Below are 26,505 nucleotides of genomic sequence, written 5' to 3'. Positions count from 1 at the left end.
ACCTATGAAAGCTTGCGAAGAATTGATGCCGCAAGCTCCTGCCAGTTATTTGCTTTTTCGGGAAGTGAACAAAGATCTGAGATAAGCATAAATACATCTTCCGCACTTTTGCCTTCCTGACTTAGATATCTAATCGACGTTGAACCGGCCGATTTGGATAGCTTTTTACCATCTGCTTCAAGCAACAGCGGATGATGATAAAATACGATATCATTAAAAGTCTGCTTCTCCAATACAGTCGCCACCTGAATCTGCGCCAGTGTTGACGCCCATAGATCTTCGCCCCTTACAATCAGGTCAACGCCATAAAACAGATCGTCAATAACTGAGGTAAGCTGATAAGCCGGGAAACCGTCTTTTTTCCTGACCACAAAATTTTCCATTTCGGCAGGTAGTTGAGTTAGGATAATTTTATCGTTATAACTTTTCACCTGCAATGTAGCAGCGTTATCTGTACGTAAGCGCCAGCTCGCTTCAGGGGTATTTAAAGGGATCTGCTTATCTGAGCAGGTACAGCTTCCCGTTTCACTCATCTGCTTCCGCGAACAGGTGCAGGCAAAAACAAAATCACCCGCAACCAATTGATCAAGAGCTTCGTTGTACAGCTGCATCCGATGAATTTGGGAGAACCGGGATTCAAAATCATCAGCATCCTGCGGGCCTTCATCCCAGGGGATTTCTAAAAAGCGGAGCGTATCAAAAATATCGGTTAAATATTCGCGATTAACCCTCGCCCGGTCAAGATCATCAATCCGCAATAATATTTTTGCCCCGTGTTTGCGGGCCAGTCCCGCAGTAACAGCAAACGACAAGATATTACCCACATGCAAAAACCCGCTTGGCGTTGGTGCTATGCGGGTTTTATTAAAATGTGTTGGTATGCTTGTCAATTGCTTTTTATGCTTGATGAACGCCACAAGATACAAAAGCGGCCGGCATCAACCAATAGTGTTATATCAGGGATTAAACCAGCAATGTACCACCATCAACAACTAAATTCAACCCGGTGCCAAAACTTTGCTTCATAAGATAAACAAATGCAAGGGCAACGTCATCGGCATGACCAACACGGCCGAGCAGTAATGTATCTTTTGCCCAATTATAAAGGCCCTCTTTATTTTCGGCAGGCAGGCTGTCCCAAAGGTTAGTATCAATTACACCGGGCACCACTGCGTTTACGCGTATTGGAGCAAGCTCAACAGCAAGCGCCCTTACCAAACCTTCAATAGCACCGCAAATACTGCTGGCCATCGACCAGCCGGCTGCCGGTCTTGTTCCCGCCGTGCCACCAGTTAGGTTTACCGAGCCGCCCTCATTAATGAACGGGATGCCATATTTAACAGCAGCATAAGCTCCCCAGTAACGCAGATTAAAAAACTTACGCGCAGCCTCGATATCTGTTTGATCGATATTATAAAGATTAATGTTTTCCGCAGCAGTATAAACCAGGTGGTCGAACTTCCCGGCCTGTTCAAAAAATGATTTAATATTTTCTTCGTGCGACAGATCCACGGCGTAGCCTTCAGCATCTTCAGGCAATTGACTTAAAGCATTATTGATCTTACTTTGATTACCTGAAACTATTACAACTTTAGCACCTTCGGCAGCCGCAGCTTTTGCTGTTGCGAAGCCTATACCAGTACTACCTCCCAATATAATTACCCTTTTGCCATTTAATGACGATTTACTTTCAATTTGATTGTTCATGATGTTTATTCTTTTTTGGACACCACAAAGTTCCCCCGCAAAAAACCGATTTCACTTACCATTTGGTAAAAAGCGAATATCTAATAGCTTTATTATAGAGATACCAGGTAGCCATAAGCAAACACAATATCCAACTCAATTAATATACTTATTTAGGCATATTACTTACCTAAAAAGCCCCCCGCTGTTAAAGCGGCAAATTTTGCTTTAAAAAGATCCATTATTGCAAACTTTACCATTTCCGTCTGCTTAAAGAAGTCGGTTTCCGCATATTTGAGCATAGCATTCATATACATATCGGCTGAATCTATTTGGTCAATTGCAGAAAAATAACGGCACATGCAGGCATAATAAACTAATGCTTCACCTACATGAAAAACATTGCGATCAGGATATAAATAATTAAGATCGGACTTGCCATTAAAAACGGCTAAAACTGCTTCAGGCTCTTCATGCACAAAAAGCATTCCCGCGTAATTAATAAGTGATGGAAAATAATCAGGAAATACATTGTACATTAAAGTTATGATTTCTTCAGCTTCATCATATTGCTGGTTGTTGATGTAAGCCGTTTGGAGCAGGTTGTAAAATGGCGGTGTTGCCGGGTATTTTAAACGCGCTTCCTCAAACTCTTTTACCCGAATAGTATCTTTGTTGGCAATAATCGTTCTTAGTCTATAATACTTGCCCGCCGCTTCGTCATTATCAAAACGATTGTGTTCCAATGCGCCTTCTGTTTCACTCAACTCATACTTAGCGCCAATATAACGCTCTGATAATATCTGCCGTTCTTGTTCCGTCCTTATTTTAGCATCGTAGGTCTCACTTACATTTTTCAGAAGTTTCAGCATTGCTCCCAATTCGTTTCCATCGTTGGGATAATCAATATCATCGTCATCATAGTCATCTTCGTCCCAGTCATCCATATCGTCAAATCCATCTCCAAGATATGTATGAGTAAAATTGCCTTCGCCCGCTGTTCGTTCAAGTGTAGCTATGATATTATTGACTTTCACAGCGTCATCATAAGGACCCGATACATAATGAGGTTTTCCATTTAATCCAAAATCAAGCTCCATCAGCTCTATCGCTTCATCATCTTCCTCTAAAATATACAGTGCTGTTTCAAATTCTTTGTGCGGCTTAAATCCGTAATCTTCGGCGTATGCTATCGCGCCAAAAATGATATTATGAGCAAGTACATAATCGCACCTCTCCCAATTGAACTTGTCTTTTAAATCTTCATAGTCGTCCTGGTACAAATTGAATTCGTATTGAGCACCCTTAACACCCAGGCAAAACATATCAACCAGGTAAATACCTGCTGTTACATTTCCGTTTTTGTGCTGGCGGGCCACTATGATATTACATAAGCCGGATGTCTCCCAATCATCATTTATCAGACATTCAAAAATAGGCAGCGTACGTGCCTGTGTTTTAATATACTTTTCCGGACTTAGCTGAATTGGCTTCATTGCAACTACTTTCCCTTTTTTCTTTTTTGACATAAGTCCCCTTATTGTAAACGGTTTTGTTATTGCTCGCAAAATAAGTCAAATGTTACAAGCACTAAAGCAGAAAGCCACAACACATCAAAAACAATTGCTCAACTAATACTACATTTGAGTTATGACATTTGCAGACAGGGTTATCCAATTCAATGAGCAGCTAACCTATACCGGCGATCCTTTACCCAAAGGCATCCGTATCATGAACCCGTTTAAGGAGCATCCGCAAACTATGCGTATTGTTGATGAGTTTTATCATAAATATTACAACGATAATCAGCAGCGCCACATCATTTTGGGTATCAACCCCGGCAGGTTTGGCGGCGGTTTAACAGGCATTCCTTTTACCGATCCTAAGCGGTTGATAGCTGAATGCCACATCAACTACGAAGGCAAAATGTCGCACGAGCCTTCTTCTGTGTTTGTTTATGAGGTGATCAACGCCTTTGGCGGCCCGGAAGCTTTTTATAAGCAGATCTATATCAATTCTCCCTGCCCGCTTGGCTTTACCAGTATCGATACCAACGGCAAGGAAAAGAACTACAATTACTACGACAGCAAGGAATTAACCCGCGCCGTTTACCATTTCATGATCGAAAACATCCGCAAGCAGATTGATCTGGGCATTAATACCGAAAAATGCTTTTGTTTTGGTACGGGAAAGAATGAAACATTCCTGCGCAAGTTAAATGATGAGTACCACTTTTTTGGCGAGATCATAGCACTTGAACATCCGCGTTTTATTATGCAGTATAAAACGGCAAGCAAGCAATTTTATATTGATAAATACCTTTCAGCTTTTGAAAGTATTGCGGGGTAAACAGACACTTATTTCATGGTAAAACACTTATATTATGTGCACCAACCAATTAACCTTTAAGCTATGACCCAAAGCAAGTTTTTAACATTCCTGCTGATGCTTTTTGTTTTTCCTTTTGTTTCAAAAGGGCAATCAGCTGCAAACAATAAACTTATCTCGCCCCGCATCAGGGTGATTATGGATAATGATTTTAGCGGCGACCCGGATGGCTTATTTGCGTTAACACATTTGGTATTATCACCATCGGTTGACGTTAGAGGGATTATTGGTTCGCACCTGAATGCCAATGATGGGTTCGACAAATCTAAAACCCAGGCCGACAAGGCTGCAAAAAAAGCTGCCGAGCTATTGGCTGTTTTAAAAATCAAAGATCAATTCCCGGTAATAGCAGGCTCTAACACCGCGATGGTAAACGACAGTACCCCGGTAAAAAGTAAAGCTGTCGATCTGATCATTAAAGAAGCATCCCGTACAGATACCTCACTGCCCCTTTATATCCTCTGCGGTGCCGGGCTTACCGAAATTGCGTCGGCAGTGCTAACCGAACCTAAAATTGCCGACAAACTCACACTGGTGTGGATTGGTGGCCCGGAGTACAGCGATCTTGCACTACCCCCACCCAATTACAGCAGCCCCGAGTATAACCTCAATATCGATATCAATGCGGCGAGAGCTGTGTTTAACCATTCTCAGCTAAAATTATGGCAGATTCCGAGGGATGGGTATCGCCAGGCGATACTTTCCTACTCAGAATTACTGCTTAAAGTAAAGCCGCAAGGCGAAACAGGGAAATACCTGGCTGGTGCACTTGAAAACGTCATGAAGCTCATCCAGCAATATCATCTTAATTTGGGTGAAACCTATATCATAGGTGATAGTCCGCTGGTGTTGCTTACCGCGCTGCAATCATCCTTTGAAGCCGATCCATCATCAAGTGAATATGTGTTAAAGCCCTGCCCGCTTATTAACGCGCAAGGGGGATATGATTATAATGCCAAGGGCCGTAATATCCGTGTTTATCGCAGGTTAGATATCAACCTCATGTTTAATGATTTTTTTGCCAAGCTGGAGTTGGCAAAATAAACGCTGCATTTGGTATATTTTTAACCATAAACCGTTTATTTAGTATTACCAAAAGCGCTGTTTTGTAATTATTTTGCATGGTCATAAACCTTTGTTATCATGCTTAAAATAATTGGCAAAAAAACTCAGAATACGCTCCTGCTTACATCACTATTATTTGCGGGGGGTAAAACCCTTGCCCAAACTAATGATGCATCGCTACCCCGGCTTATCGAAAAAAATGGCAGGCACGCGTTTTTAGTTGATGGCAAACCATTTTTAATGCTGGGAGGCCAGGCGCACAACTCAAGTGCATGGCCCGCTTTAATGCCAGGCGTATGGAAATCGGCCGGGGCAATGCACCTTAACACGCTTGAAGTACCCATTTACTGGGAGCAAATAGAACCCCAGCCCGGAAAGTTTGATTTTTCGCTGGTTGATACTTTGCTTACCCAAGCCCGGCAGCATAACGTTCATTTGGTACTATTATGGTTTGGTACCTGGAAAAACGGCAGTAACCATTACATGCCCGAATGGATGAAACGCGACGCGGAGAAATATCCAAACATAACAGGTAAAACAGGCAAGCCCATTGACTCGCCTTCACCTCATTCAAAAGCCACTTTAGATGCTGATATCAAAGCGTTTTCGGCAGTTATGCGCTACTTAAAGCAGGCAGATACGCAGCATACAGTTATCATGGTACAGGTTGAAAACGAACCCGGCTCATGGGACACCGTTCGCGACTATTCAGCCAAGGCGCAAAAACTGTTTGAAGCCGATGTACCCGCCCAACTATTAAAACCGGCCATACTAAAAGCCCTGAACGTGCCGGAAAATTCAAAAGGCTCATGGGCCAAAGTTTTTGGTGAAAGGGCTGATGAATACTTCCAGGCCTGGTCAATAGCCCGGTTCATTGAACAGGTGGCAGCAGCGGGTAAGGCTGAGTATCCGCTGCCGCTATATGTAAACGTGGCACTTCGCGATCCACTTACCAATCCGTCGGCAACCCATTATGAAAGTGGGGGCGCAACAGATAATGTAATCCCGATCTGGAAAGCAGCCGCACCATCTATTGACCTGCTTGCTCCCGATATTTACCTGTCGGGCAGCGAAAGAGTGCTGAAAGTGATTGACCTGTACACCCGGGCAGATAATCCCTTGTTTGTACCCGAAGCCGGGTTAGTTGCTGATAACGCCAAATATTTTTATGATGTGCTGGCCCACGGTGGTATTGGTTTTTCGCCTTTTGGAATAGATAATAATGGCGAAAGCTCAAACGATGAACACCTCGCCGAACTCCTTGCCCATTTTGCGGATGAATATGCCATGACAGCTCCTATGATGAGGGAGATGGCGCAATGGGCATTTGACGACAAGATAAAAGCAGTTGTTGAACATGAAGACGGTGCGGAGCAAAGCATTAAACTTGGTGTCTGGGATGCCATTATAAAATTTGGTAGCGGCCGGGGTGGTGAACTTAAACCCAATAAAGACCATAGCGGTAAAGCCATGATTGTTAGCCTCGACGAAAATAAATTCATCGTGACCGGAACCAATTGTCGCATCACTTTCCAACCGGCCGACAGCAATACCGGCAAGGCATGGCAATACCTTAAGGTTGAGGAAGGCTGCTATGAAAACGGCGTATTTAAATCGCTTCGCATCCTTAATGGTGATGAAACAGATTGGGGTGGCCCGGCCATTGGCGATAAGCCGAGGGTCTTGCAGATTTCGCTGGTGGTGAGGTAAGATTAATAAATGTAGAGACGCATAATTGCGTCTCTCGCAGGCAGGTCACGCATGCAATTTTCAATTAAATGAGACTCTGTACATTAGGAGACGCAATTATGCGTCTCTACATTAAACCCCTCCTACTTCACCTCATAAACCACCGCCTCATACGGCATAAGTGTACCACTTTTTGACGGCTTTTGATAATTGCCGATTAAAACCGTTGCATTGCCCAAATCCATACCTGTTTGAGCCGGAGCTGTTTTACTTGTAAAATTCAGGAGTACCAGCAGCCTCCTGCCGTTCAACTCCCGGGTGTAAGCATAAGTACCGGGGTTTTGTGCATCGAGCAATGTATATTTTCCGTATACCAGTACCGGGTTATCCTTCCGCAGCTTTACTATCCGCCTGAAATAATTCAACGTGCTATTGGCATCTTTTTCCTGCGCAGCAGCGTTGATGCTTTTATAATTGGGATTTACCTTTATCCAGGGTATACCCGTTGTAAAACCGGCATTGGCCGTGCTGTTCCATTGAAATGGAGTGCGCCCGTTATCACGGCTTTCAAAGGCTATTCGTTTTAAATATGTAGGCAAATCGGCACCAATATTTTTTTGCCGCTGATATTCATTCAAGGTTTGCACGTCACGATAGTCATCAATTGTGCTGAAACCGGCATTGGTCATGCCCAGTTCGTCGCCATTATAATAGTATGGCGTACCGCGCATGGTCATCAAAAATGTAGTGAGCATCTTTGATGATACAGCCCTGAACTCAGGGCTATCATTACCGAACCTGCTTACCAGCCGGGCCTGGTCATGATTAGCCAGAAATATAGATAGCCAGCCCTTTGCTGCAAATGCACTGTCCCATTTGGTGAATACCTGCTTTAAATGAGTTAAACTATAGCCTTCCGGTTTGGCAATATCCACTGCTTCAAAAGCGTAAGCCATGTTCAATTCATTCCTGTCGGCATCAACTAAATTGTGCCCATCTTCAAATGTGTTACCGGCACCTTCGGCCACACTCATTACGTTATATTTACTGAGCACTTCTCTGTTCATTTCCTGCAGGTATCCGTGCAAATTGCCCTGTACGCCGTAATATTGGGTAAAGTTTTTTTCAAACCCTTTCGGAAAGGCCGGGAATGTGGTATCCTTCGCGGCAAACTGGAAAGCATCCAGCCTGAAGCCGTCAATCCCCTTATCAGCCCAAAACTTCATTATGCCGTATACTTCATTCCTGAGTTTTGGATTTTCCCAGTTAAGGTCGGGCTGCTTGCGCGAAAAATAATGCAGGTAATAGGCATTGGTAAGCGAATCATAACGCCAGGCATCATGATTTACGTCAAATAAACTGTAGCGATAAGCGGGTTTGCCCTTTTCGGCGTTCCACCAGTGATAATATTCCCGGTACGGATTGTTGCGCGAGCTCCTGCTTTGCTTAAACCATTCGTGTTCATCGCTGCTATGATTTACTACCAGATCCATCACCAGTTTTATACCGCGGGAATGCATGCCTTTCAGCAAAGCATCAAAATCATCCATGGTTCCAAAATCCTTCATGATGTTGCGGTAATCGCTTACATCATAGCCATTATCGTCATTAGGCGAGCTGTAAATTGGGTTAAGCCAAACAACATCAACACCGAGGCTTTTGATATAATCAAGTTTGGAGATAATGTCTTTCAGGTCACCAATACCGTCTCCATCGTTGTCCTTAAAGCTTCGGGGATAAACCTGGTAAACTACGGCTTCCTTCCACCATTTGCGATCAATAGTGTCTGCTCTGCCTTGATTGATTTGCGCAGCCCCTGAAAAGGCGACAAACATAAAAACAATGAGGGCCACAAAACGAATGTAAGGTACGTTCATGATTATAATTGGTTAAGTTTTAGCAGGACGAAGCCGACTTTCTGTGGTTTATAACAAGAGAATATTAAGGTAGCAATATTTAAGCGAAACAAAAAATAATGCAACTAAATCCGTCGCCTTAGCACCCGTACAAATTTGAAGTTCAAACATTATGCACATTTCGGGGTTTAGAAATGAGCTAACACCTATCACAATTAAACAGTCAGTAAATTGAATTTTTAATATTTATATCCGTTAGCGTGCATCACAAACCACCACATAAAATCTCTGCCCTGCTTTTAAAAACAGTTTTATTCATACTATTTACAGGCATATCGGTACATGCTTTCGGCCAGGTACCTGTACCTGCCGATTCGGTAAAAGCCGATTCATTGCGCATTAAAGAAAAAGTAGTACAAGCGGCCAAACCGACTGATACTTTATATAAACAATATGACTTTGGCGACCTGGTGCGTAACATACTTCATCCCGGCCGACCGGCTGCAGCCGCCAATAAAAAGTCATCGGGAATTACCATCATACCCAACGTGGCATCTAATCCAACCATCGGGTCGCAAATTGGCATCAAGGCTGTAGCAGGTAAAAAATTAGGAAACGATCCTAATACCCTGTTATCGGTTGCTGCCACATCGGCATCTATTACCACCAAGGGGATCATCTATTTTTATATCAACCATAACATATATGCACCGGGTAATAAATGGAATTTTCAGGGCAGTTTGGTTGCAGCCAAAACGGTATCGCCCGATTATGGTTTGGGAATTGGCCAGGCATCAAGCGGCAGCGAAGCCGACCAGGTGCTGGCCAACCCCGGGCGTAAAGGCAGGGCGCTGCATTCGCAATTTTATAATATCCGCGAGAAGGTATACAAAGAAATTGATAAGGGGTTATTTTTAGGTGCGGGCGCTTCCTTTGATATCAGGCGAAAAATTGAGGATACCAAATCAACAACTGATCTTACCCCATACAATATCTATAGCGACCGTCATGGATTTGCCCGCGACCATTATGCTGCTAACGGCTTGCTTTTTAACCTGCAATACACCACCCGCGACAATCAAAACCGGGCCTACAGAGGGATTTACGTCGATGCCGGCTTCCGCATTAATCAAAGCTGGATGGGGAGCTCCAAAAATGCGGTACAGTTCACTACCGATTTCAGAAAGTATTTCAGCCTGTCAGAAACTAACCCCGAACATGTTGTTGCTTTCTGGAACTGGGGCTCATACCTTATCAGCGGTAACATCCCCTATCTCGAGCTGCCAGGCACCGGCAAAGATCCGGGCTTCCGGAGCGGCAGGGGTTATGTAGTACAATATTTTAAGGGTACGCAATACAACTACTCGGAAGTAGAATACCGTTTCCCAATACTGCGGAATAAATTTGTAAGCGGCGTGGCATTCGCCAACCTGCAAACAACCAATGATGAATCGGGCACCAAAATATTCCAGGTATGGCAACCGGGTTATGGCGGCGGTTTGCGGGTACTATTTAATAAAGCAACCCGTACCAATCTTTGTCTTGACTATGCCTTTGGTCGGTATGGTTCAAAGGGGTTCTTTTTGGGCTTGAATGAAGCATTTTAAAACGGCCTCTATGTTAATCACGAAGGCCGTTTCGTTAAATCGACTACGATAGTTCTGTATAGCTTACCTAGTATAAACAGCGAACTTAGTATTTTTAGCATTGAGCGGTGTCATCCATTTAATATCTTTTCTTTTGATCGTGCCGTTTAATTGATCTGCAATTACCAATTGTTTTTTATTTATCGATATCGAGTCCTTATCGGAAGATATCGCGATCCATCCTGTTTCATCCACCATATAAAACTTATTATCAACCTTAACCAACACATCCTGATTGCCAGCTTTTGCTGCAGATAGTTTATTATCAAATGTTCGGGCGATTTTTATCTGATCAAAATGTTCCAGCGTACTGTGATAATCCAGATCGCCAATCGCCTTGTTTACCATTTTTGAAAAAGAGTTTGATCCTGATCCTTTATCTAACCCAAAATACATCAGCGCTTTTGTATCTCCCGGCAAATTGCCCCAATGCTCACTTTGCATAATGTTATTATAGCCTTTTTTAATAATCTTTAACTTAAACCTCATTTCCCCATCGGCCATAAAACCAAGTGAGATCTTAAAATAGCCCCTTACATCCGTTTTGCCAAGCAGTTTTTCATCGGCCCCGTAAATACCAGCTGCTTCAATTGGTAATAAGGTTTTTGAATCAACAATGAGACCAGCGATGTCTATATTTCTTGTCATTTTGTTATGTTTGCTGGCCAATAGCACGGCCGGGGTGAAAAACAGAAGTATCGCAACAAAAGACAACTTTGTTATTAAAATTTTATTCATGACAGTATTTAAGTTTAGGTGAAGATAGGAGTTTAACTAAAGAAAAAGAAATACGACATAAAATATCTGTGCTGTTAATTATTATTCTTAATTTTATATTACAAGCACCTGTGAAACAACCATGTAAATAAAAATACATGACATTCCTAACCCTATCAATAACCGGGAAGCATGGCCAAAAAGAAAACAGCCGATAAAGACAGCATATGGAAAAGCCTGCAATTGAAACTGGGCGTTATCACTGTTATTTTAGGTTTACTAACTACCGGGTATAATTTGATTAAGAGAGACCCACCACCGCCGGTTAACCTTGATCTGAAGGCCAGCCTGGAAATTTCCTATATCAGCATGGTCAATGATATTTATGCCCTGGCGGGGGGTGATAGTGCTGTGCGGAAAAAGGATGCCTTTTATCTTGATTACCCCATACTCACCAATGAAATTTCGGATAAAAACCTGCAGAAAACCGATCAGCTTTTTAACGACACCACAGCTAACAATTATGACCTGTTTATCACCTGCCTGATGATCCAGAACAAAGGCAAAGGCGATGCATCAGACATTGAGCTTGACATGAGCAAGCTCAATATTAACCAGCCGCTTACCGTAACTGAAGACCCTCAAAGCAAAAATGATTATGACAGCCAGATCAGGGCCAAAGGCAACGCTATGAAACAAATTATAAAACTACCTTCAAGGCTTTCAACCGGGCAAGGAATTTTAATCCCCTTATTCGTGACCTATGATAAACCAAACCCTGTTAATAAAAACAGACAATGGAAAATTGAATCGAAAACAATTTTTCTGCCGGATAATATCCGCTATACAGAACCGGCAGATACCGCCCGGAAATCATTAACAATACGAAAAATGCTGAGCCCGGTGAGGCTGGCCGAAGGTGTACAGGGGCGCGGATAGTTCGACAATGATCAGATATTCATAAGAATGGAAAATAACGAAAACCCAATACCGGTCAAACAACCTAAAAACAGCCTCGCCCTTATCCTGATAGTGGCTGGCTGTATTTTGATCATTGGCAACCTGTATTTTTATATTGCCCGGCAAAAACGCTATACTATAAAAAGGCAACAATTGGACAGCCTTGCCAAACAGCTGGACACCGCTAACGCGAAATTTGAAATTGGTTATGGCGAAATGAGCATAGCCTCATACAACAAGATGAAAATAGCTGCCGGCCAAAAAGATCATAGCCCTTTGGTTTACCCGGTAATGAAGAACGAAATAGATGATCTCATTACTGCAGGAAGCTATCACCCCGACTATGGAATTTCTTCTACCTACCTGGAGCAGTTTACAACTTTATACAGGCAAAAAAAGCTGAAGCCAATGGGTACGGCAGTAGCCTGCTTAATTATTAAACAAGTTGGAAAAGGCAAAGCAGAATCTGTAAAGCTCGACATCAACCGTTTAAAGCTTGATGAAGTAAGTGAAATGTTTGACCCTACCGATATTAATAAATTTACAGATCCGGAACGTGCAGCTAAATCTTTCCATTCTAATTCACTGCAAATAGATCTTGGCCCGATGGATACCGGAGAGGCCTTACTCATGCCCCTTTACATCAGCAACGGTTTTTTAAGACTAACAGAAGGCGGCGATCCGCCGGGATGGTCGGTTACCGCCGGGCCAATACTTCTCCCGGTTAGTTTAAATTATATCAAAAAAGATAAGCGTATTCAAAAGATCCCGCTGCAAGAAGTACTTAACCGGCCTATAGAGATCCTGGATTAGGAATCAGTTAAGGTACGATATGAACTATCTGCCGGTTAAACAAATTTTATAAATAAACAGGCCGCTCTAATCACAAGAAAAGCGGCCTGTTATTTTGTTACTACTGAAACTGGTTATTGACCGCTTGTAGCGCTCCAGCCATCACCCCAGCCACTGCCGGCTGCTGCTTTGGTACCTTTTAAAAGTTTATCATATTTTACTGTCTGTTCTTTAGTTAAAACAGCTTTGATCTTTGAGATGGTAGCTTCCCGTAATGGCTTAATATCAACCATCATTTTCGTATTATCACCTTTATCAGCGGCTTTGATCTTTTCAAACTTATCGGATGATTCCTGGTATATCACCGCAATTTTTTCGGTTTGTTTATCAGTGAGCTTTAATTGCTTTTGCAGGTCTTTTGATTTTTCAACAGGTTTGGCACCGGGCTTGGTTTGCGCGTTGCCTGCTACAGCCAATCCAATGAACATGCAGCATAGTAATAAGAGTTTTCTCATGGTTAAGATTTATTTTAATTGTTGTTGATATAAATGTAACTATTTTGGTATAAAACCAGAGCTAATATTTTCTATTACAGAAACATAATTTAATTTGTTTTGGCTGCCATTTGCATCGGCATACAACCCGGCATGTTTTTACTGCGGAAAATCAATTTTGTTAATTGGAGGGTTTTGTATTGTGCATTACCCTCGGTAATGTTTAAAAACTGGTTAGGGGCAACATTTTTAAAGTGCTGCACAGCGCCGCTTCCTGCCCACTTGATCTCAATTTCATCAATTATCCTGGCCTGGCCAACGCCTATCTCCTGCTGCAATGGCGATGACCCAAAGCTCCCGCCCGAGTTAACATCTTTATAAACAGAACGTTTAACCCCATTTTCGGTAAAAGTGAGTTTAATATGGCTCCCAATGGCTGCATTATTGGCTTTTATGCCGTTCAATTTCAGGCTAATCCAGTTATTATTACTTACACCGGGGTTCATGTATAGTGAACTGGTATATGAGTCACCAATATAAGCCCCGCCCATTTGAGCAAAAATATCCTGGTGGCCGTTGTTCCGCAAATCGGCAAATGCAACACCATGGCCTTTTTGCAAATTACCCATACGTGATGACGAAGTAATATCGGCAAATCTTTTCCCGCCGATGTTCCTGAAAAATTTGTTAGGCACCAGCGATTTGAAATCGGGGTTCCCTGTACCAAAATACATATCAGGATAGCCATCATTATCAATATCGCCAAAGTTAGCGCCCATGCTGTAAACTACCTTATCCAAGCCTGCTTCTTTGGTTACGTTAGTAAAAGTGCCGTTATGATTGTTTTTGTATAGATAGATGTTGCCGGCTTCCGGCATGGCTTTGCCCAGGGCAGCAGCGGCACTGTAATACCCCAAAGTACGATCAAAGTGATAGTTGGCAACCATTAAATCGGGCCAGCCATCATTATTATAATCATAAAACCAGGTAGTAAAAGTCCGTTGCTTGATCTGGTCAAGGCCCGATTGCACGGTCACATCTTCAAAATCAACCCCGGCTTCGGTTTTGCCTTTATTTCTAAGCAGGTATTTGCGCCCGTCCATGGTTGAGATAAATATGTCGGCAAAGCCGTCGTTATCATAATCGGCAGACGTTACCCCTTTTACAAAAGCTTTGATGCCGCAATGGGCAGCCGTGGTTACGTTGCTGAATGTGCCATTACGGTTATTCATGTATAACTGGCAGGTTGATTCATCGGCGTAGTACATCGACTCCGAATTTTCGTTACCCACAAACACGTCCAGCCAGCCATCGTTATTAAAATCGGCCCAGGTTGCGGTTTGAGTAGGGTGAAGCATAAATAAACCACTTATGGCGGTTACATCAGTAAAAGTCCCATCGCCATTGTTGCGCAATAAGGAACTTGGTTGGTTGCCGAAGCCCTTGGTGAGCCATGCACCACGTAAAACAAAAACATCCAGTTTACCATCATTGTTATAATCTGTTTGCTGGATATTCAGCCCCCCGGTAATCCCTTTTAAACCGGCGGCTTCGGTTCGGTCACTAAACGTGCCGTCCTGGTTATTTTGAAAGTAATGCATCGGATCGCTCAGGTCCCAGCCCGATGTCATGATATCAAGATAACCATCGTTATTAAAATCATCAACAATGACCCCGCCTGCCCGGCCGTTGATGTTAAGGCCAAGGCTACCGGCCACATCAACAAAGGATTTAACCTGTGATGCAGTATCCGGGTCGGCATTAAGGCCCGGGATCAGGGCATTCTTAGGCACTTTTTGAGGATACTCGCCAAGCGTCATATAGGCTATATTAATCAACCAGCGCGACTCATAATCATCCGGGCGAAGCTTTAACAATGCTTTATACACTTCAATTGCTTTTCTTGAACCTGTTTGGATCTTGTGCACCCCATCATCTTTAATTGGGAAGATACATGATGAGCCGGTATGGTTAAGCATACAATTGCTCCGTTCACCCAAACGCATATAAGCTATGGCCTGTTCGGACAGCATCTCATCGGTCGACATAAAGTCGATATTATCCATCAAGTACTTATAAACGTTTACAGATTGCTGCTCCTGCCCGGCCTTTAACAACAGCGAGGCCTTTGAAAATAAAATTTCCTGGCTTTTGGCAAGCCGTTTAATGTTAAGCAGCGAATCGCAATAAGCCAGCTTCATTTCGGGGTTAAACGGGTTTGAAATGGTGTTATTCTTTTTATTTATCTGCTTCAGCACCTGGGCCATCTCCTCATTAGATGAGTTTTGGCATGATGCTATTATGGTGAAGCCGCACAGCAGCACAAGCGCGGCGGTAACTTTTTTCTTTATCATAGGATGTTTATATACCCTCGCGGATAAAATGCCATGGCTTTTACCCGCGATAGATGTGGTATTAAATTGTCAATAGAAATTTCGGACAACACGACCATGGGCATTAAAACAAATGCAGGTCGGTAAATAGACTAAATGGAGAAAATCAGCAGGTTGCTTTGGGTGGTTGTTCGGGAATATCCTGATGAAAACTTACTAACGATTGCACAGGTTGTACAACGTTTTCAGGCAATGGTGTTACAGGGCAGTAAAATTCAAATTGCACAAATGAAAGGCTTACATTATCCTTTAAAACCATTTTGCCAAAGGGCACATGCTCTTTTGGAGAAACAGGAGTACCCTTTATTCCTTTTGCATCAAGCACATTGCTATCGGCAAAGCGGGTAGTTTTATAATTAGGAATGCACATCAGGTGAAGGGCATTCCTCGTCAATCGCATTTTTACGTAATTGTAGGTGGCGTTTCCAAATGTAATATGCCCCGATATATTTTCAAAAGTTCGCCAATCATGAATAGCAGGTAAGTTAACCGGGATAGTGACTTCGGTAAGGTCATTTACATTATACAAGCCTTTCCCAACCTGTTCATTAAAAAACCGGTCCGATTTATAAACCAGGTATTGGTGCAAAGCCAGCTGCCCGCCAATGTTAAGCAGGTAAATATTGAGCAATATTAAGGCAACAATCTTTTTCAAATGGTTTATAGTAACCTAAAGATGAGGTTTATAAACGATATTTTCAAGCTTTATCTATATTATTATGCAATTAATATTATTTAACGGGATTTAAAATATATAATACCAGGCGCATAATTGACTCACCTTGTCGGCGCTCGGCCGGACCACCCTCTCTATAACTTCGCAGCATAGCGAGTAGGGAAAATAAAAAAACAGACAGAGGCTGTATCATAAATCATGATCAGCTTTTCTTTAATTTATTCAGATACTTAAGCGATATATAGTTTTGGGTTGGATTGCCCTGTTAACAAAAAGAGGGGTTAACAGGGTTAACACAATTCAGGATTAACATTCATACATATAACTAACAATCAGAGAATTGAATGTTTTTTTTCGAAAAAACGTCAACCCCTTTTTGTATAAATATTATCGGCTAATTTTAATTCATAAGTAACACCACACCAGGGGCGATCAATTTGATTTATGATACAACCCCTACCAGCACAGCGATGTTCGGATGGGTCGATGCGTTTAATGTATACAATCAGTATTATGCCTTTTTCAGCAGGAAACGTTTCTTTAACCAATCTCTGACAGGCTCATCATACAATTTTAGGCAACCGTAGGCAATAGCTATACTGACTATAAAAATCCCCAGCCCGCCAAGCAGGCCCTGTGCCATGGGTACCTTATTATTTGTTACCCAGGCTACGTGAAAATATATTAAAGGATAATGCGTAATGTAAAGCGGGTACGAAATATCCCCCATAAATTTGCAAATCCTGATCGAGTTTTTACTTTTTAAACTCCCGCCGGCGCCGATAGCAACAATTAACGGAAAAACGATAATAATACAAAAGGACTCATACAAACCATTCATCCATAAATGTTCAGCCCCTCCTATTCTTGGCACGCATAAAACAGCAATGATCAAAATACTACAAACCGTAAACGCGCCTTTAACATGAATGAGTTTACCCATGCGACACAACAACATGCCAGCAAAAAACGGATACAGCAACCGCGTGAACCCAATATAGAGCTGTGTTTTATCAACCGACCAGCCGCCGATGACATCGCCCTGCGGCCCCATCACGGTATAATGAATCAGAAGGCAGGCCGATGCAAAAACCAATATGGCCAGCAAGGTTTTGGAGAACTTGCGGATCACCAGCGCGTACAGGATATTAGCGATATATTCAAAAAACAGTGACCAGGCCGGCCCATTTAAGGGGTGCATTTCCTGCCAGCCGCGGATATCCATAGACGGCAGTATGGGTATCAGCGTACAACCAACCAACATTACCAATAGCATTTTCCAAACCGGCGTATCATGAATAAGCGGAAAGGCTGTGCCGCTTTGCGAATAGAAGAACAGCGCACCAATAATTGATCCGACAATAACCATTGGTTGCAGGCGAATAAGGCGGCGTTTGTAAAAATCCCATTGGGTCATTTTGCCCCAGCGGTCGTCATAGGCGTAGGCAACTACGAAACCCGAGAGCACAAAAAAGAAATCGACTGCCAGGTATCCGTGATTTATGATTTGCTTAAAGCGGTTACCATCAGCATAGGTTTCAAAAACATGAAAAGCCACTACAAAAAGGGATGCCACACCGCGCAATCCGTCAAGAATTTGATAATGGCCTTTTGATTCAAGGTACGTAGGGTTTTTACTCATCAGCAGGAAAAATAAAATTGGTTGTTTTGGGGTTGATAGCACGCACTGCAAACAGGGGCATAGCACCATGGGTATAAAGATGCTTTAATTTGTTGGCAAGTCAAAACCGCTGCTGCTGAATAGCTTAAATTTGCGACAAATACATAAAAATAAATTGCTTGTACTCCCGTTATAAGTCAGGAAATATTATATCCCTTAATATAAACCAACCTTTATCATGAAAAATATGCTAAAATATCCGCTAAGCGTCATCCTCTTATTTATCTTAAGCGCAATTGATCCCGCTTGCGCGCAAAAAAAGATTTCCAAAAGTGCCGACTCCGCAGCCCGCGTAAAAGCTTTGGAAATAAAAAAGTTTCAGGAGGCTGTAGAAGCAACTCCGGATAGCCTTAAAGCACATGATGCATACATCGGGAAAGCGGGTATATATAATCCTGCGCTTATTATCCAATACGACAAGTGGATGAAACAATATCCGCAAAAAGCAAATATTCCCCTTGCCATAGGCGAGGCTTTCTATAACCGAGAAATGCCGCAAGCAAAAAAGTACTTACTGAAAGTTACAGAAATAGCTCCTAACATAGCCAAGGTATGGTATATGCTCGCTTTTGATGCTGATAGATGGGGGCACGACACCCAGGCGTCAGAATATATGAAAAAGGCAAGTATCGCCGATACTACCGATGCCAGTTATGCCTATTATTATGCCGAAACACTTAAAAAACACGACCCAAATCTATACAAACAGAAAGTACTTGATATTGTGAAGCGCTTTCCTGGTAATGAGCGTGGCGCCCAGGGTTTGTACTGGCTTGCTGAAAGGGCGGTTGACACTGCGGATAAGATCGGGTACTTTGAGCAGCTGCATTCACTATATCCACCGAAAAAATCCGAATGGTCAAATGCAGGCATGCAAAGTTTATGGGGTGTCTATATAATCACCGATCCGGAAAAAGCCCTTTCATTAGCTACCGAAATTGGAAACTATCAAAACTGGAAACCTTTAAGACTTTTTACGGAAAATGTTATTGCCGAGCGAAAGTTGGCTGCAAACCAGGATTATAGAGGTGCGGCAACGTTGCTTGCACAGGTAAAACCGCCAAGGTATCCTGATATCAGTGATTTTTATTCGCAGGAACAGGCTTCTTTGCAGGAAAAAACAGGAGATGTTAAAGGAGCCTACGATACGTTGGTTAAAAAACTTGCAAAAATGCCAATTGAAAGCACTATGGCTATAACAAAAAGATATGGGGAAAAATTGGGCAAAACCAACGATGAAGTACAACAGGATATCCAAAATATCCGGGCCGGGGCCGCTGTTAACGCATATCCATTTGAACTTGGTCTTTATAGCGGTAAAGGAAAGCTTGGTTTAAAAGACCTTAAGGGGAAGGTGGTTTTGCTGACCTTTTGGTTCCCTGGCTGCGGGCCATGCCGACGAGAATTTCCGCATTTTCAAAAAGCTATAGACAAATTTAAAGGCAAAAACGTAGAATACATAGGGATCAATGTATTGCCCGAGCAGGATGCCTATGTATTGCCATTTATGGCAAATACTAAATTCTCATTTATCCCTTTACGCGGCACGCAGGATTTTGCTTCAAAAGCTTACGGCGTTACCGGCGAACCCGAAAATTTTTTGATTGACCAAAACGGAAAAATCATGTTCCGCAACTTCAGCATTGACGAAAATAACGTCCATTCGTTAGAAATGATGATCTCATCTTTATTGGAAAAAAGGCCATAAGGCTTAAGGTAAGAATGTTGGCATGCCCGCAGCTACAATCGCGGCTTAGCGGCCAGCACTATTGGCGTGGTTTCCACAAGCTCAAGCGATTTAACCATATCTTTTGTGGTGCTTTTGTATTTTTTAAAATGAGCCGTTTGCAAATGGGCCTGGTATGCGGCGGCATCGGCATAAATTTCAAAAACTGTTATGTGGGTAGGGTTATTCTTTTCGGCTACTGCGTATAGGGTTAAAACTCCCGGCTCAACGCGTACGGCGGTTTCGGCATGCTCTTTCAATGCAGCCATATAATTCTGCAATTGAGCAGAATCAATTACAAGTTTGGCTATGCGTACCACATTGTTTTTATCCTGGGCGGCGGCACTATGTGGCGAAAATATCGATAACATAAAAACTATTAAAACTGATAACAACCCGCTGCCAAAAGCCGGTATCCATGCTGTGCGGGTATGTTTTCCTGTTGGTTCTGAAATTTCATTTATAGCTTCCATTTTTTACTTTTTATAAATAACTCAACCACCATTTTCCTTTGTTGGCCTGTTTGTAATCATCATAGCGCTTGCATAAAGGATATAAGGCCATTACTATTCCAATCCAAACAAGATACGCAACAGGCAATGAAAACCCGTAGCCCTTCAGGTTTGTTGTAAACCAGATAGGTTGTTTCAGGAACCAGATCGTCCAGTCCTGCCCGGGCGTAAGCGCTGATGCGATAATTGCTATCAGGTGTATTATATAAATATGAATAAGGTAATAAAACATGGGCACCCTGCCGTATACCGAAACTACTTTTACAACAGCTCCTTTTGATTTTTCGGTAAATGACAGGAACAGAAAGGCCGCACCCAGCGTCAACAGCAGGTACAACAACGATGGCGGATATTTATTTACCTTAATAAATGACAGGATGGTAAATAATGTATTTTTCTGTACGTTCCATTTCACCGGATCTCCATAGAGGTTAGTATAACGTAATACAATAAACAAAACAATACAGGTGGCGCCGGCTATCCATAAGTTTCTTTGCCTTTTGCTAACTTCATAGCCCGCCGCGTACCATGCGCCTAAACAATAACCTAAAGACATAACCGCCATTAAGGGTACAATGGGATACCCTACCAATAAAATTTCCTTATGCCAGGTAAAAAACTGCTGGTCATGAAGCAGCGACCAGCCAAAAGCCGGCAAAGTGCTGCCCGGCACATGAACGCCGTCTAAAAGATTATGCCCCAATATGATTATAACGCTAATGCCCAGGACCAATTTTATAGGCAGATGGATCAATGCCGCCAGTATGATCATGCTTAAGCCCAGCGCCCATATAGTAATAAAGAAAAACATGGGAAATGTGATATTGAAGTTCCAGCCGAAGTTAACTACGAACATTTCGAGAAATATGAGCCACAATCCCCGTTTTACCAGGAATATGGATAACTCTTTTTTAGTTTTCTTTTGCCCGATGAGGTATGCCGATGTTCCGGCAAGCAGCATAAATATAGGAGCGCAAAAATGAGTGATCCACCGGGTGAAAAATAATATGCCGCTTGTTTTTGTAAGGTCAAGCGGATCATAAAAAAATGACCCGGAGTATAAATAATCCCTCACATGATCAAGGGCCATAATAATCATGATAGTACCCCGGAGAAAGTCAATAGAGGTTATCCGGTTTTTTAAAATTGTGCTCATTCAGGTTTTTGGGGTAAAATTAAAGATAGCTCTTTTTTGTAATCCGTTTTTTACAAAGATTTGTCAAATTCCATAGCCGACAAAGAGGGGCTGTAAAAAGGTCGCACGCAGAGGCCCGGATTAAACACTCAGCATGACACCAATTCAAGTCTGACTATAGACAATACTAATAAATTTTATCAGGTATTAAAATTACCATATTAGCCAATTCATCATTCACCAGTATACCACATGCCATAACATTCCTTTTAACCTGTGAATATGGCGAGGCTATTTGTACCACGCAAGTGCCGCAACTACCCATTCCGCAACATAATCCAAATCCCGGGATTGCCAAATAATCTGCTATGAGCGACATCAAACTATGATACTGCCCATGAACAATTTGTAACCGGTGACTTTCGCCCAGATAATTAAGTGTTAGCGGTATTTTATTGCTTTCCATTATTTGCAGGTAGTAAACGCCGGTTTAGTAACTAATAAAAAACTATCTTCTCCGCCCTATAACTACTGCAACAATGACCATAGCGGCAGCGGGAGGTATTTTATTAGTTGTAACCGGATGTATTCGGCGGTCCCCTGTATACATTGTTATTAAAAACACCCCTATAATAAACATGGCTAAGCAGCATATCCGGATATATCCCATAACTATAGTTATTTAGTTTGGCAGTATTAACTCTCATACAAACGTTACCTGCTAACATTTAAAAATTTGTTGAGGCGTTGAATTGGTCGCCACTTTATGAAAATATTACGTTTTACTTCACCACCTCACTTACCAAAATAACAGGACTGACATTAGTATAATTTGCAAAATCCGCACGGATGGCGTCTCTTTTGGGCGCTATAGCGGCTTGATAGTCGCTTAGGCTTTTTACATAAAAAGTGCCGACTGCCATAAAAGGCAGCGGTTGGTTAGGGATACCACTTGCAATCCCTTTTTCAATGCTGTATTTAACCAAATTTGATCCTAAAAGCTGCGCCACCATCGGCATGTGCTTCGTTTCATAATATTCCATATTAAAGGTTTTACCTTCAGCATAAGGATACATGACTGATATTTTAACTAAGCCCTTTTCAACAATAGCTTCGTTCTTCTTTTCCTGACTAAACGCAGTAAAGCAAGTGGCTAAAAGGATAAATGATAAAATTAGTCTTAATTTCATAACTGGTTTATTTAAATGATAAAGCATTCTATTTTAACAGATTACACAAATATTAAAATATTGCCATTATTCACAAAACATTATGCTGACTAATGTTTAAAGTCGCACGAACGGACATGCCACGAGATTGCGTATAGGACAAAAACAAAAGCCTCAAATCTTTCGACTTGAGGCTTTTGACTTTTTTCTGGTAGCGGGAACAGGACTCGAACCTATGACCTTCGGGTTATGAGCCCGACGAGCTACCAACTGCTCCATCCCGCACTGTTTTGATAGTGCAAATGTACAATAAGTTATCACATCTGTTTGTCACAAATTGGCTCATGTGGTCAACAATTTCTTAACACACTATAATCTAACCTTTTAATTTGGTTGATATAAGTCAATTTCTTTCTTACTATAAATCAATGTGTGGCGGTTGGGTACTTTGCACCTTTGTGATACCCTGACCGATGAACGGACAGGATCATAAAATTTCAAAGAAATGAAAACCGCTAAAGAATTATTGCTCAGCTATCTTGAGCATGTCAATAACCCCGATACAGCTATTGAACTTTTTGCCGACGACGCAGTGTTCGAGCTTCCCTACCTTGCAAGTTTAGGTTTACCCTGGCAATGGAAAGGCCGGGACGTAATATATAATTTCCTTAAAAACCTACCTAAAACATTCGGCAACTTCAAATTTCAAAACATCAGGATCCATATTGATACACCTGATCAGGCCTTTGGCGAATATGATGTGGACGCTATAGTCAATTCAACCGGTCGGGTTTATCCGCAAACCTATATGGGGCGCGTGGTTGCCGAAAATGGCAAGATCAAACTGATCCGCGAAGCGCTTGATATGGTTGTAGTGGCCAAAGGAATGTTTCCTGACGGGCTGGCACACTTAGCTTAAAGCTACTTACGAGCCTGGGCCCTTTTTTAAAAATTACAATTAACCATATCTTCCTTGGTTGTCCAAACCTGTTTTTCTTAGATTCATTGCCTCAAAAATGCTTCGATCAACGTACAAAGGCCTTAACTAAAATTGTTGAGGCCTTTGCAATAATCAGATACGCTATCATCAATTAGCCACATCATTATTTTCAATCCCTGTTTTGTTTTTATTGATCCTGTCTTTTAAGCCTCCAAAATTGTAGTTCAGGCTGATGCTGAATGACCTGTAATAGTTCATGCTTTGGTAGGTTTGATTAAACTGAGGACCAAATTTTTTGCTTACACTGTTACGGTATTTGGTAAATGGATTTTTGATCCCCCCAGAGATACTGAACTTATTTTTTACAATATCCTTGTTGAAATTGAACGCGCTGTAAAAAAAGCCGTTGGTGTACCCCTGTAAACCCGTAGGGTTGCGGCTATTTATACCCAAATCGGCATTCAGGGCCCAGCCATGGTTCAGGCGTACTACGTTTGATAGCGTGGCCCCATACATCAGCAGGTTATTATTCACTACTTTTCCGTCGGCCTGGCCTTGCAGCCACAAGTACATCATATTACCATTGAGGCTTACGTTGTAAATTTTAGTCACAGGGTAACTAAGGTTAAAATTAACGCCCGCACTGCTGGCCTTGCCTGTATTAGCATAGGTAACTTGTGTAACCTGGGTAGCCCGGTCAAAATTAACTACCTGCAAATCGAGATTGTTCATGAACGAATAGTCGAGCCCGATGTTTACTGATAATTTTTTATTGCTGCCATACCCAAGCTGGATATCGTTCAATAAAACAGGTCTCAGGTTTGGGTTACCGGTAACTTCATAATTAGGGTTTGAGCGGTCAACATAAGGGTTAAGCCTGTTGATTCCCGGCCTCCTGATCCTTTGCGAAAAACCGAAGTTGATACTGCTTTCGTCTTTAAATCTTTTACTTACCGAAACAGAAGGAACAATGTTAAAATAGTTTTGATCGGCCACAGATGCCGTACTCATGAAATCAGCCCGGATCACGGTTTCCTCAACCCGCACACCGGCATTGATGTTCCAACTGTTTAAAGCCAATTGATAGGAGTTATAAGCGCTAAATACATTTTGGGTATTGGTAAACGCGTTTGACTGCGCTGCATCATGCTCATATAAACCAGTTGTTTCATTTAATGAGCTATAGCTAAAATCGCTGCTGTTATTCCTGAATATAGCTTTAATGCCGGCATCAATGGTCATTTTATTTACTGGGGTAACAAAATCAACTTGTACAGTGTGTTCTTTAAATTTTTGTTTATCGCTTTGTTGAAAATTGGGGCCCGGGAAATTTACCCTGTCAAAAAATTGAACGTCGCCATTTTTGTTATTTGTGTTGCTGCTGTACACGTATGAGAATGTAAGTAGCCTGTTTTTAACTCCTTTAAAGCCCAATTCATAATTGATACCTGCATCAATGCCATAGCTGGTGGCCTTATTATTGTTTTGAAAACGGTATTGCTCAGGCTTACTATCGCCGGTTAGCAGGGACGACTGCCCGTTATGATCGGTTGCACGGCTGCCGTTATAATTGAACTGGGCGGTTAATAAATTCAGTGTATCTATCTGCAGGCTTAATTCGGTGCCGAAATAAGCGGTTTTATTATTTGAACGTTGATAACCTGTTTGCGCCAGTGTTGTACCGGCAGTATCAACACGCTTGTTGATATTATAGGTTTGCGGCGAATTGTTGATGCTGCCACCGCCAAAAGCAGAAACACCGAACTTGCCTTTTTTAGCCGTAACAGAACCTCCAATGCCGGGGCCACCTGTAGGCAAGCTTTCATTGATATTTACAGAACCATTGATACCATCGTTGACTTTTTTGCTGGTGATGATGTTAATGATGCCCGCCAAACCTTCGGCATCATATTTTGATGGCGGTGTGGTGATCACCTCAATCCGCTCAATGGTTGATGCCGGGATGCTTTTTAAAACGGCTTTAAGGTTGCTTTCCAAGCTGCCGGAGGGCTTACCGTTAATAAGCACTTTAAAGCTTGAATTTCCTTTGAGCAGTAAATTATCATCCCCATCTAATGACAGGTAAGGAATTTTCCTCATCATGCTTAGTACATTATTTCCCTTACTTTCAGGATCCGCCTTCAGGTCGTAAATTATTCTGTCGGCCTTTTGCCTGATAATCGGTCTTTCGGCGGTTATGGCAACCTCTTTCAGATTGGTCATTACATCACTTAGATAAACCGGTTTTAGCACCAGTGTTTGCTGCTGATGTGTAAGATCGAGGGGTATTGTTTTTGAACTGTAGCCAATAGCGTTAATAGACAGCGAATAGTTTGACGGTTGTACCGAAGCAAAACTGAAGGAGCCATCGTCTTTAGTAACAGCAACCATAATGGTTTCATTGGCAGCATTCTTTAGTCGTACGGTTATCAATGGCAAAGGCGCTTTAGTTACCGAATCAGCAATATCTCCTTTTACCTGCACCGCGGTTTGGCTATAACTATTGAGGTTATAAGTGATTAACACAGGCTAATTATTTAATCCTTACGGCGGCGAAGCAGCAGGTAATAGATTAGAAAGCCGGCTGAGATAAAGATCATTTCAACTCCGTAAGGAACGGGCGAATCTTCGGCACTGTAGGGGATGAATTGCATTACTATAAAACCTATACCGGCGCAAAGGAGGATGAGCCCCCATTTTAAGGCCTCGTTGCCTGAGTTTAACTGGGCCAGAAATTTCACGCTGTTCTCATCCAGCGGCCCCGATTTAATAATGCGTTTTTTCAGCATGTAATTATAAAGGGCAAGTATGAATATGGCTATCAGTATAAAGAATACAATGATTACGATGAATGGCATTAACTGTTTCATGATCTTGTTTGTTTAAGCATTTGCTACAGTAGTCAACACATGCTGTACCGCGGTTGCAATTATTTTAAAATATTTTTTTATTCTTTTTTTGCAACCGCTAAACCTTATAT

22 protein-coding genes, 1 tRNA gene and 1 pseudogene are annotated in these 26,505 nt (G+C 42.1%); 8 read left to right on the top strand and 16 right to left on the bottom strand.

The annotated features are described in order from the left end of the window. Positions 1–2 precede the first annotated feature (2 nt). The 3 genes and pseudogenes from BLS28_RS24015 to BLS28_RS24005 all read right to left on the bottom strand — a co-directional run bounded on the left by BLS28_RS24015 (position 3) and on the right by BLS28_RS24005 (position 3,215). Complete coding sequence (locus BLS28_RS24015; RefSeq protein WP_176844550.1) at positions 3–890, bottom strand: glutamate--tRNA ligase family protein; 888 nt, start codon at positions 888–890, stop codon at positions 3–5. 73 nt (positions 891–963) lie between these two features. Continuing rightward, positions 964–1,719, bottom strand: a pseudogene (locus tag BLS28_RS24010) (SDR family oxidoreductase); the annotation flags it as partial. A 149-nt stretch (positions 1,720–1,868) separates the two neighbouring features. Further along, positions 1,869–3,215 carry a hypothetical protein gene (locus BLS28_RS24005; protein ID WP_091173524.1) on the bottom strand — a complete coding sequence of 449 codons (1,347 nt, stop codon included), beginning with the start codon at positions 3,213–3,215 and terminating at the stop codon, positions 1,869–1,871. A gap of 121 nt (positions 3,216–3,336) precedes the next feature. On the opposite strand from BLS28_RS24005, the gene BLS28_RS24000 reads away from it, so the two are divergent. The 3 genes from BLS28_RS24000 to BLS28_RS23990 all read left to right on the top strand — a co-directional run bounded on the left by BLS28_RS24000 (position 3,337) and on the right by BLS28_RS23990 (position 6,849). Next, complete coding sequence (locus BLS28_RS24000) at positions 3,337–4,035, top strand: SMUG2 DNA glycosylase family protein (RefSeq protein WP_091173520.1); 699 nt, start codon at positions 3,337–3,339, stop codon at positions 4,033–4,035. A gap of 63 nt (positions 4,036–4,098) precedes the next feature. Next, positions 4,099–5,118 (top strand): nucleoside hydrolase, encoded by a 1,020-nt coding sequence (locus BLS28_RS23995; protein ID WP_091173517.1) that lies wholly within the window; start codon positions 4,099–4,101, stop codon positions 5,116–5,118. A 99-nt stretch (positions 5,119–5,217) separates the two neighbouring features. Then, a complete protein-coding gene (locus BLS28_RS23990; RefSeq protein ID WP_143020855.1) occupies positions 5,218–6,849 on the top strand; it encodes a GH35 family beta-galactosidase in 1,632 nt (543 codons plus the stop codon). A 122-nt stretch (positions 6,850–6,971) separates the two neighbouring features. On the opposite strand, the gene BLS28_RS23985 is transcribed toward BLS28_RS23990, so the two are convergent. Continuing rightward, positions 6,972–8,705, bottom strand: coding sequence for a glycoside hydrolase family 13 protein (locus tag BLS28_RS23985; RefSeq protein ID WP_218134505.1), 1,734 nt, complete (start codon positions 8,703–8,705; stop codon positions 6,972–6,974). 239 nt (positions 8,706–8,944) lie between these two features. On the opposite strand from BLS28_RS23985, the gene BLS28_RS23980 reads away from it, so the two are divergent. Further along, a complete protein-coding gene (locus BLS28_RS23980) occupies positions 8,945–10,291 on the top strand; it encodes a BamA/TamA family outer membrane protein (protein ID WP_256337523.1) in 1,347 nt (448 codons plus the stop codon). A gap of 63 nt (positions 10,292–10,354) precedes the next feature. Here the strand turns inward: BLS28_RS23980 and BLS28_RS23975 are convergent, their stop codons facing one another. Then, positions 10,355–10,978, bottom strand: coding sequence for a hypothetical protein (locus tag BLS28_RS23975; protein ID WP_143020854.1), 624 nt, complete (start codon positions 10,976–10,978; stop codon positions 10,355–10,357). Positions 10,979–11,239: 261 nt separating this feature from the next. Here BLS28_RS23975 and BLS28_RS23970 point away from each other — a divergent pair, with 261 nt between their 5' ends. Both BLS28_RS23970 and BLS28_RS23965 read left to right on the top strand, forming a co-directional pair. Continuing rightward, positions 11,240–11,986: a hypothetical protein gene (locus BLS28_RS23970; protein ID WP_091173510.1), complete on the top strand. Its 747-nt coding sequence runs from the start codon at positions 11,240–11,242 to the stop codon at positions 11,984–11,986. 27 nt (positions 11,987–12,013) lie between these two features. After that, positions 12,014–12,820, top strand: coding sequence for a hypothetical protein (locus BLS28_RS23965; RefSeq protein WP_091173508.1), 807 nt, complete (start codon positions 12,014–12,016; stop codon positions 12,818–12,820). Between the two features lie 113 nt (positions 12,821–12,933). Here the strand turns inward: BLS28_RS23965 and BLS28_RS23960 are convergent, their stop codons facing one another. The 4 genes from BLS28_RS23960 to BLS28_RS23945 all read right to left on the bottom strand — a co-directional run bounded on the left by BLS28_RS23960 (position 12,934) and on the right by BLS28_RS23945 (position 18,004). Continuing rightward, positions 12,934–13,314, bottom strand: a complete 381-nt coding sequence (locus BLS28_RS23960; protein WP_129570436.1) for a hypothetical protein — start codon at positions 13,312–13,314, stop codon at positions 12,934–12,936. A gap of 89 nt (positions 13,315–13,403) precedes the next feature. Then, positions 13,404–15,647: a CRTAC1 family protein gene (locus tag BLS28_RS23955; RefSeq protein WP_091173501.1), complete on the bottom strand. Its 2,244-nt coding sequence runs from the start codon at positions 15,645–15,647 to the stop codon at positions 13,404–13,406. 145 nt (positions 15,648–15,792) lie between these two features. Next, positions 15,793–16,341 (bottom strand): hypothetical protein, encoded by a 549-nt coding sequence (locus tag BLS28_RS23950; RefSeq protein WP_091173497.1) that lies wholly within the window; start codon positions 16,339–16,341, stop codon positions 15,793–15,795. Between the two features lie 532 nt (positions 16,342–16,873). Continuing rightward, entirely contained in the window at positions 16,874–18,004 is a 1,131-nt protein-coding gene (locus BLS28_RS23945) for an acyltransferase family protein (RefSeq protein WP_091173494.1), read from the bottom strand. A gap of 217 nt (positions 18,005–18,221) precedes the next feature. On the opposite strand from BLS28_RS23945, the gene BLS28_RS23940 reads away from it, so the two are divergent. Further along, positions 18,222–19,751: a TlpA disulfide reductase family protein gene (locus tag BLS28_RS23940; protein ID WP_091173491.1), complete on the top strand. Its 1,530-nt coding sequence runs from the start codon at positions 18,222–18,224 to the stop codon at positions 19,749–19,751. A gap of 32 nt (positions 19,752–19,783) precedes the next feature. Here the strand turns inward: BLS28_RS23940 and BLS28_RS23935 are convergent, their stop codons facing one another. From BLS28_RS23935 to BLS28_RS23915, 5 genes are all read right to left on the bottom strand, one after another. Further along, positions 19,784–20,242 carry a putative quinol monooxygenase gene (locus BLS28_RS23935; protein WP_176844549.1) on the bottom strand — a complete coding sequence of 153 codons (459 nt, stop codon included), beginning with the start codon at positions 20,240–20,242 and terminating at the stop codon, positions 19,784–19,786. Between the two features lie 10 nt (positions 20,243–20,252). Then, positions 20,253–21,437, bottom strand: a complete 1,185-nt coding sequence (locus tag BLS28_RS23930; RefSeq protein WP_091173489.1) for an acetyltransferase domain-containing protein — start codon at positions 21,435–21,437, stop codon at positions 20,253–20,255. Between the two features lie 166 nt (positions 21,438–21,603). Next, a complete protein-coding gene (locus tag BLS28_RS23925) occupies positions 21,604–21,882 on the bottom strand; it encodes a hypothetical protein (protein WP_091173485.1) in 279 nt (92 codons plus the stop codon). Positions 21,883–22,198: 316 nt separating this feature from the next. After that, the gene (locus BLS28_RS23920; protein WP_218134504.1) at positions 22,199–22,633 is read right to left on the bottom strand and encodes an EthD family reductase; all 435 of its coding nucleotides are present in this window, start codon (positions 22,631–22,633) and stop codon (positions 22,199–22,201) included. A gap of 161 nt (positions 22,634–22,794) precedes the next feature. Next, a tRNA-Met gene (locus BLS28_RS23915) sits at positions 22,795–22,870 on the bottom strand. 220 nt (positions 22,871–23,090) lie between these two features. Here BLS28_RS23915 and BLS28_RS23910 point away from each other — a divergent pair. Then, on the top strand, positions 23,091–23,504 hold the full coding sequence (locus tag BLS28_RS23910; RefSeq protein WP_091173479.1) for a nuclear transport factor 2 family protein: 414 nt from the start codon (positions 23,091–23,093) through the stop codon (positions 23,502–23,504). 168 nt (positions 23,505–23,672) lie between these two features. On the opposite strand, the gene BLS28_RS23905 is transcribed toward BLS28_RS23910, so the two are convergent. Both BLS28_RS23905 and BLS28_RS23900 read right to left on the bottom strand, forming a co-directional pair. Further along, positions 23,673–26,051: a TonB-dependent receptor domain-containing protein gene (locus BLS28_RS23905; protein ID WP_091173476.1), complete on the bottom strand. Its 2,379-nt coding sequence runs from the start codon at positions 26,049–26,051 to the stop codon at positions 23,673–23,675. Positions 26,052–26,062: 11 nt separating this feature from the next. After that, positions 26,063–26,395, bottom strand: coding sequence for a DUF6249 domain-containing protein (locus BLS28_RS23900; protein WP_091173474.1), 333 nt, complete (start codon positions 26,393–26,395; stop codon positions 26,063–26,065). Positions 26,396–26,505: the final 110 nt, after the last annotated feature.

Source organism: Mucilaginibacter gossypii (assembly GCF_900100945.1).
Taxonomy (GTDB): domain Bacteria; phylum Bacteroidota; class Bacteroidia; order Sphingobacteriales; family Sphingobacteriaceae; genus Mucilaginibacter; species Mucilaginibacter gossypii.
The sequence above is the reverse complement of the archived record's forward strand: the minus strand, read 5'-3'. Positions and strand labels throughout refer to the sequence as shown.

Excerpts from the sequence above, each read along its gene's own strand:
- BLS28_RS23910 (WP_091173479.1), top strand. The coding sequence starts at position 23,091 with ATGAAAACCGCTAAAGAATTATTGCTCAGCTATCTTGAGCATGTCAAT.
- BLS28_RS23940 (WP_091173491.1), top strand. The coding sequence starts at position 18,222 with ATGAAAAATATGCTAAAATATCCGCTAAGCGTCATCCTCTTATTTATC.
- BLS28_RS23995 (WP_091173517.1), top strand. The coding sequence starts at position 4,099 with ATGACCCAAAGCAAGTTTTTAACATTCCTGCTGATGCTTTTTGTTTTT.
- BLS28_RS23965 (WP_091173508.1), top strand. The coding sequence starts at position 12,014 with ATGGAAAATAACGAAAACCCAATACCGGTCAAACAACCTAAAAACAGC.
- BLS28_RS23985 (WP_218134505.1), bottom strand. The coding sequence starts at position 8,705 with ATGAACGTACCTTACATTCGTTTTGTGGCCCTCATTGTTTTTATGTTT.
- BLS28_RS24005 (WP_091173524.1), bottom strand. The coding sequence starts at position 3,215 with ATGTCAAAAAAGAAAAAAGGGAAAGTAGTTGCAATGAAGCCAATTCAG.
- BLS28_RS23975 (WP_143020854.1), bottom strand. The coding sequence starts at position 10,978 with ATGACAAGAAATATAGACATCGCTGGTCTCATTGTTGATTCAAAAACC.
- BLS28_RS23970 (WP_091173510.1), top strand. The coding sequence starts at position 11,240 with ATGGCCAAAAAGAAAACAGCCGATAAAGACAGCATATGGAAAAGCCTG.
- BLS28_RS23955 (WP_091173501.1), bottom strand. The coding sequence starts at position 15,647 with ATGATAAAGAAAAAAGTTACCGCCGCGCTTGTGCTGCTGTGCGGCTTC.
- BLS28_RS23935 (WP_176844549.1), bottom strand. The coding sequence starts at position 20,242 with ATGGAAGCTATAAATGAAATTTCAGAACCAACAGGAAAACATACCCGC.
- BLS28_RS23990 (WP_143020855.1), top strand. The coding sequence starts at position 5,218 with ATGCTTAAAATAATTGGCAAAAAAACTCAGAATACGCTCCTGCTTACA.
- BLS28_RS23920 (WP_218134504.1), bottom strand. The coding sequence starts at position 22,633 with ATGCTTTATCATTTAAATAAACCAGTTATGAAATTAAGACTAATTTTA.
- BLS28_RS23925 (WP_091173485.1), bottom strand. The coding sequence starts at position 21,882 with ATGGAAAGCAATAAAATACCGCTAACACTTAATTATCTGGGCGAAAGT.
- BLS28_RS23900 (WP_091173474.1), bottom strand. The coding sequence starts at position 26,395 with ATGAAACAGTTAATGCCATTCATCGTAATCATTGTATTCTTTATACTG.
- BLS28_RS23945 (WP_091173494.1), bottom strand. The coding sequence starts at position 18,004 with ATGAGTAAAAACCCTACGTACCTTGAATCAAAAGGCCATTATCAAATT.
- BLS28_RS23930 (WP_091173489.1), bottom strand. The coding sequence starts at position 21,437 with ATGAGCACAATTTTAAAAAACCGGATAACCTCTATTGACTTTCTCCGG.
- BLS28_RS23960 (WP_129570436.1), bottom strand. The coding sequence starts at position 13,314 with ATGAGAAAACTCTTATTACTATGCTGCATGTTCATTGGATTGGCTGTA.
- BLS28_RS24000 (WP_091173520.1), top strand. The coding sequence starts at position 3,337 with ATGACATTTGCAGACAGGGTTATCCAATTCAATGAGCAGCTAACCTAT.